Origin of the sequence: Streptomyces sp. SID3343, assembly GCF_009865215.1 — a bacterium.
Lineage (GTDB): Bacteria > Actinomycetota > Actinomycetes > Streptomycetales > Streptomycetaceae > Embleya.
This window is the reverse complement of record NZ_WWJX01001214.1, coordinates 1-6099: the sequence shown is the minus strand read 5'-3', so window position 1 is coordinate 6099 and position 6099 is coordinate 1. Positions and strand designations below refer to the sequence as shown.

Below are 6099 nucleotides of genomic sequence, written 5' to 3'. Positions count from 1 at the left end.
GGCCGGAGGCCGCCGGCGGCGCAGCCGCCACCGCGCGAAGCGCGGCAACAGGAGGGTGGCCGCGCGAAGCGCGGTCACTGGCCGGAGGCCGCCGGCGGCGCAGCCGCCGGCGCGCGAAGCGCGGTCACGAGCGGAGCCCGGAACACCCGGGCCGAGGTCGGACCGGCTCAGGAGGCCGGCGTATCGAACGAATGCAGGTGTGCCGACCTCTCCTGCAGGTCGGACCACGCGGTGTGGAAGCCGAGCACGGCGGTGGCCGAGGTCGGATATTTCTCCCGGAGCCGCCCGAGCGCGTCGCCCTCGCCGCTGCCCGCCAACGCGTTCACCAGGGTCGCGACCCCGGGGTTGTGCCCGATGAGCAGCAGCGTGTCGACGTCGTCGGGGGTTTCTTGGACGAGGTACAGGAGCGCTTGGGCGCTCGCCTCGTACACGCGCTCGTCGTAGACGGTGTGCGGTTTGTGGTCGTAGACCTTGCCGACGAGTCGCCAGGTCTCCCGGGTGCGTACGGCCGGCGAACACACCACCAGATCGGGGGTGACGCCGTGGTCGAGCAGTCGGTGCCCGGTTTCGACGGCGTCCTTGCGTCCGCGTTCGGCGAGGGGTCGCTCGTGGTCCGGCCCGTCGGGCCATTCGGCCTTCGCGTGCCTCATCACCACGAGATTGCGCTGTCGGTGGGATGCCATGTGTTCAGCCTCTCAGACATCGGCCGTTGTGCACTGCGGGTCGGGCGGGCGTCTCGCCACATCGGCAACGAGGGCCCCGCGGATCGAGACGACCGCCCCGACCGGATCGAGACGACTGCCCCGATCCGACGGATCCCGACACGCACGGCGGGTCGGGACCGAGTATCCGGCCCCGACCCGCCCTTTTAGGGGATGTGATCGTTTATTGGCGGTGCGATGACGTGATTGTCACGTCGACCGGTCGGTTGGAACGCTCAGCCCACCGGCGGCCGAGGGATCCGGCGCGATCGGGACACGCTCTCGTCGTAGCCACCACCCGGGTAGGCCGGCTCGTACGCCGGGTCCTGGTAGCCGCCGGCCGCCGCGTACGCCGGGACCGGCTCACGGACCGGCTCCTGGGCGGTGACCGCCTCGTCGCCGTGGTCCATCTGCGGCAGCCACCCGAGCCAGCGGGGCAGGTACCAGTTGCGGTCGCCGAGCAGGGTCATCACGGCCGGCAGGAGCAGCCCGCGGATGATCGTCGCGTCGATCAGCACCGCGACCGCGAGGCCGACACCGAACTGCTTCATGGACTGCATCGACAGGGTGCCGAAGACCGCGAACACCGCGACCATGATCGTCGCCGCGCTGGTGACCACACCGGCGGTGGTGCGGATGCCGTGCGATACGGCCGCCTTGGTGTCCATGCCCTTGTCGTACGCCTCGCGGATTCGCGAGACCACGAACACGTGGTAGTCCATCGAGAGGCCGAACAGGATCACGAACAGGAACATCGGGATCCAGGAGACGATCGCCCCCGGCGCCTCGGTGCCCACCAGCGAGTCGCCGTAGCCGTGCTGGAAGACCAGCGTCATCACGCCGTAGGCGGCGCCGACCGACAGCAGGTTGAGCACGATCGCGGTGATCGCGATGTTGATCGAGCGGAACGACACGAGCATGAGCAGGAACGCGAAGCCCAGGACGAAGGCGAAGATCGGCAGTCGGGCGTCACCGAGCTTGTCGTTGAAGTCCTTCGAGCCGGCGGTGTTGCCGGTCACCGGCGCGTCGACGCCGTCGAGTTTGCCGAGGGTGTCGGGGATGATCTTGTTGCGCAGCGTGTCCAGGGCCGCTTCGCTGGTCGAGTCGTTGCCGCCGCCGGCGAGCGGTACGGCGATCTTGAAGACGTTGGTGGTCCCCTGCCGCTCGACCTCGATCGGCTCGTGCATCTTGCCGCTCGCGACGGCGGCCGCGTGCAGTTTGTCGAAGGCGGCCTGCAACTTCGGGTCGTCGGGGTTCTTGGCCTTGACCACGATCTGGGCCGGCGCCGGGCCGCCCGGGAACGCCTTTTCGATGTGCTGGTAGGTCTGCACGATCGACAGGTCGGTCGGCAGTTCCTTGTCGATCGGCAGCTCGGAGGTCTTCATCCCGAGCGCGGGGATGGTCAGGGCGATCATCAGGCCGCCGGCGAGCACCGCCGTGGCCTTGGGGCGGCTCAGTACGACACCCAGGATCGCGCCCCAGATCTTGCTGCCCTCGGTGGGCCGGCGCATCTTGGCCAGGCCGGGGATCTTGCCCAGGTCCACGCGGTCGCCGAGCATCGACAGGATCGCGGGCAGGACGGTCAGCGAACCGAGTACCGCGGTCAGGACGACGAGGATGGTCGCGGACGCCATCGACTCGAACTCGCTCAGCCCGGACAGGAGCATGCCGGCCATGGCGACGATGACGGTGATGCCGGAGATCAGTACGGACCGGCCGGACGTGGCCGCGGCGATCCGCAGCGCGGTCTCGGCGTCGCGTCCCTTGGCCCGTTCCTCACGTTCGCGGCGCAGGTAGAACATGCAGTAGTCGACGCCCACCGCGAGGCCGATGAGCAGCATGACGGACTGGGCGTTGTCGCCTACCGGCATCAGGTGGCTGCTCAGGGCCAGCAACCCACCGGCGGCGACGAAGGCCGTCAGCGCGAGGGCCACCGGAAGCAGCGCGGCCACGACGGCGCCGAACGCGACGAGCAGGATGCCGAGCGCGAGCGGGACGGCGGTCCACTCGGCCCGCTGGAAGTCCTTGGCGATCGTGTCGCCGAACCACTTGTCGCCACTGGCGTCACCGAACTGCTCGATGGCCACGTCGGGGTGCGCCTTGCGCGCCTCGGCCACCGCGTCCAGGACCGGATCGACGTTGTCGACGGCCTTGTCGTCCTCGCCGGTCATGTCGAACTGGATCAGCGCCGAGTGCTGGTCGTCCGACAGGCCCCCCTTGCCTTCGTACGGCGAACGCATGTTGAGGGTCGCGGGGCCCTTGTCGCCCTTGATCTGCGTCGCGTTGACCCGCTTGATCACGTCGTCGACGGCGGCGATGAACTTCGGGTCCCGCGCGGTGAGTTTGTCGCTGCGCACCAGGACCATCTCACCGGCGGGCTCCTTGATGCCGGCTTCGTCGATGATCTGTGCGGCCCGGCCGGACTCGCCGACGCCACGCTCGGCGTCGGTGATCTCCCGCGACCCGGTCATGTTGCCGATCACGACGGCGAGGACCACGAACAGCAGCCACCCGAAAACCGCCGTCTTTCGATGCTGTGCACTCCAACCGCCGATCGAGGCGGCGAGATTGCGCCTGGATGCCATGGGTCCCCGCTCCTATGTTTCTCCGGATGGCGAAGCTGTTTCTTCGACACACACGAAGGTATTGGCGCGGTGTTGGCGGTCACATCCTGCGGACCGGTGTCTCCGAAGGGGGGTAGACACCCCTGCGTAGTAGGGCTGTCCCCACCCCCAGGAACGACCCCGCGACACCCGAATCAGGGCCGCCGGACAGTAGATGTAAGGGGAACCTACAAAGCCCCCCGCCCCGACCAGCCCAAACCCTCGATCCCCACCCCCGGAACCGAAGCCGAGGTCGAGCGGGGCCCGGCCCCACACACCCCCAACGCCCCACCACCCCAAAGCCGTTCCCCGCCAGCCCCGGCAAGGACGGGGCCGCACACGAGGGCGAACCCGAAAACCAGGGCGGGGCCGACAGAAGCACCGACGCGGAAGCGCGGAAGCGCGGAAGCACGGAAGCACGGAAGCACGGAAGCACGGAAGCACGGAAGCACGGAAGCACGGAAGCGCGGAAGCGCGGAAGCGCGGAAGCGCGGAGGTCGGGCAAGGCGCCTGGTCACACAGCCCCTGTCGCCCCGACCGGCCGATCAGTCCGGCAGCAGGTGCGACACGAGGATGCGTGTCCATTCGAGGGTGAGGGGCAGGTCGGTGAAGACGGCGCGGTAGTAGAGGGGGGCGAGTACGGCGTCCGTGGTGTGTTCGAGGGTGGGGGGCTGTCCGCCCCGGGCCTGCTCCCGGTCGAGGATGGCTTCGAGTTGTTGTTGGCGTTCGCCGCGGCATGCGGCGGCGCCTTGTTCTCCGCCCGTGCCGATGGTGGCGCGTACCAGGGCGAGGGTGTCCGGGTCGCCGAGATCCTTGGCGAGGTCGGAGGCGTAGCGTTCCAGATCCCCGCGGAGGCTTCCGGTGTCCGGCACCACGATGTCCCCGGAAAAGCGACTGGTCGTGACGTCGGCGAGCAGGTCGCCGACGGAGCCCCAGCGGCGGTAGACCGTGGTGGCGTGCACGCCTGCGCGGGCGGCCACGACCGGGATCGTCAGCGGCTCGTTGTCCTCACCGACGATCAGTTCCTTGACGGCCTGGTGTACGGCCGCACGCACCCGGGCCGACCGGCCGCCGGGCCGGGCGCCGGCGTGGGGTGGGGACGAAGGCGATGTCGAAGCAGGCATACGCCCATTATTGCATCGATCACTGCTTTTTTAGCGCAGTGTTCGCTGCGTTTGTGGTACCTTCGGACCGCTAACGCAACGATCACTGCGAGGCTTACATGCCTGTTCCGTCATCCGCCGCCGCGCCGCCTGCCGGCGCTCCGCACCGCGCGCCGTGGAAGGGTGCCTTTCCCGGCGTGGCCGCGATCCTCGTCCTCTTCCTGGCCGCTTCGAGCGCCCCGTCTCCGCTCTACGTGGTCTACCAGCGCCAGTGGCACTTCACGGCCTGGGTGCTGACCGTCGTCTTCGCCCTCTACGTCTTCGGCCTGCTGGGCTCGTTGCTCGTCGTCGGAGCGCTGTCGGACCATCTCGGCCGCCGGCCGGTGCTGGCCGCGGCGATCGCCCTGGAAGTGGTCGCGCTCGCCCTGTTCCTGGTCGCCGGGAACGTACTCGTACTGTCCGTCGCCCGCGTACTGCAAGGCATTGCGACCGGGGCGGCGACCACCACGCTGAGCGCCACTCTCGTCGATCTCGAACCGTCGCGCGGGCGGGCGGGCGTCGTCACCTCGGTGGCCCCCCTGACCGGACTCGCGCTCGGCGCTCTCGGCAGCGGCGTGCTGGTGGAGTTCGGCCCCTCTCCGACCCGACTGGTCTACGCACTGTTGCTCGGCGCCATGGTGCCGGCGGCGGTGTTCGTCGCCCTCATGCCGGAGACCTCGCTGCGCCGGCCGGGAGCCGTCGCCTCCCTACGCCCGCGCATCGCGATGCCCGCGCACCTGCGCGCGGACATCGTCCCGGTGGTGCCGGCGATGATCGCCACGTGGGCCCTGGCCGGGATGTACCTCTCGCTCGGCCCGTCCGTCGCCGCCGAGTTGCTGGGGCTGCACAGCCATCTGGCCGGCGGCGTCGTCGTGACGCTCCTGGCGGGCACCGGAGCGCTCGCGATCTCCCTGCTCCGCTCTCGTCCGGCGTCCTCGCTGCTTGCCCCCTCGTCCGCGATGCTCGGGCTCGGGACCCTGACGTCGCTTGCCGGGGTGGCGGAAGATCTCGTCTGGCTTTCCGCCGTCGGTACCGTCTTCGCCGGTCTCGGCTTCGGCGCTTCGGTACTGGCGACGTTCGGCACCTTCGCCCGGATCGCCGGGCCACACGAGCGCAGCGCCGTCTTCGCCCTGGCGAACATCATCAGCTATCTGGGTAACAGCGTGCCCGCCGTACTCGGCGGAATCGCCGTCACCGCCCTGGGGTTGAGGACCGCCACCGTGATCTACGCCCTGGCGATCGCGGTGGTCGGCTTCTCCGCCTTCGCCCTGAGCCTGAACCAGGGACGGACGAAGCGCCAGGCCGTCATGGCCCCGTGCAGTTGACGCGGCGGCCGGCGGCACCGGATCCGGCGACCACCGTTCGCAGCACACCGATCACACCCACCGATCTGCGCCTTTCGAAACGCGGGACCGAGCGAGATGGAGACACCGTGACAACAGGAAACGGGACCGAGACGAGCCTTGAGGTTCGGCGTTCGGGCCATACGACCATCCGGTACACGGCGACCGGTCCGGTCGACGGCCCGACCGTGGTCCTGGTCCACGGCTGGGGGTGCGACCGCGGCGACTTCGACGCGGTGACCGAGCACCTCCCCGAGCACTATCGCGTCCTGGCGGTCGACCTCGCCGAACACGGCGAGTCCCGGTCGAC

General features: G+C 69.6%; 4 protein-coding genes and 1 pseudogene. 2 read left to right on the top strand and 3 right to left on the bottom strand.

All coding sequences use genetic code 11. The features are described 5' to 3' along the window. Positions 1-167: 167 nt before the first annotated feature. From GT354_RS38385 to GT354_RS38375, 3 genes are all read right to left on the bottom strand, one after another. Entirely contained in the window at positions 168-683 is a 516-nt protein-coding gene (locus GT354_RS38385; protein ID WP_161361010.1) for a histidine phosphatase family protein, read from the bottom strand. A 254-nt stretch (positions 684-937) separates the two neighbouring features. Beyond that, positions 938-3286 (bottom strand): MMPL family transporter, encoded by a 2349-nt coding sequence (locus GT354_RS38380; protein WP_161361009.1) that lies wholly within the window; start codon positions 3284-3286, stop codon positions 938-940. 563 nt (positions 3287-3849) lie between these two features. Further along, a complete protein-coding gene (locus GT354_RS38375) occupies positions 3850-4428 on the bottom strand; it encodes a TetR-like C-terminal domain-containing protein (RefSeq protein ID WP_161361008.1) in 579 nt (192 codons plus the stop codon). A gap of 98 nt (positions 4429-4526) precedes the next feature. On the opposite strand from GT354_RS38375, the gene GT354_RS38370 reads away from it, so the two are divergent. Together GT354_RS38370 and GT354_RS38365 are read left to right on the top strand one after the other, a co-directional pair. After that, positions 4527-5771, top strand: coding sequence for an MFS transporter (locus GT354_RS38370; protein ID WP_161361007.1), 1245 nt, complete (start codon positions 4527-4529; stop codon positions 5769-5771). 107 nt (positions 5772-5878) lie between these two features. Continuing rightward, positions 5879-6099, top strand: a pseudogene (locus tag GT354_RS38365) (alpha/beta hydrolase); the annotation flags it as partial.

What these genes read in the sequence shown, in the direction of transcription:
- GT354_RS38380 (WP_161361009.1), bottom strand. Translation starts at nt 3,286, where the DNA reads ATGGCATCCAGGCGCAATCTCGCCGCCTCGATCGGCGGTTGGAGTGCA.
- GT354_RS38370 (WP_161361007.1), top strand. Translation starts at nt 4,527, where the DNA reads ATGCCTGTTCCGTCATCCGCCGCCGCGCCGCCTGCCGGCGCTCCGCAC.
- GT354_RS38375 (WP_161361008.1), bottom strand. Translation starts at nt 4,428, where the DNA reads ATGCCTGCTTCGACATCGCCTTCGTCCCCACCCCACGCCGGCGCCCGG.
- GT354_RS38385 (WP_161361010.1), bottom strand. Translation starts at nt 683, where the DNA reads ATGGCATCCCACCGACAGCGCAATCTCGTGGTGATGAGGCACGCGAAG.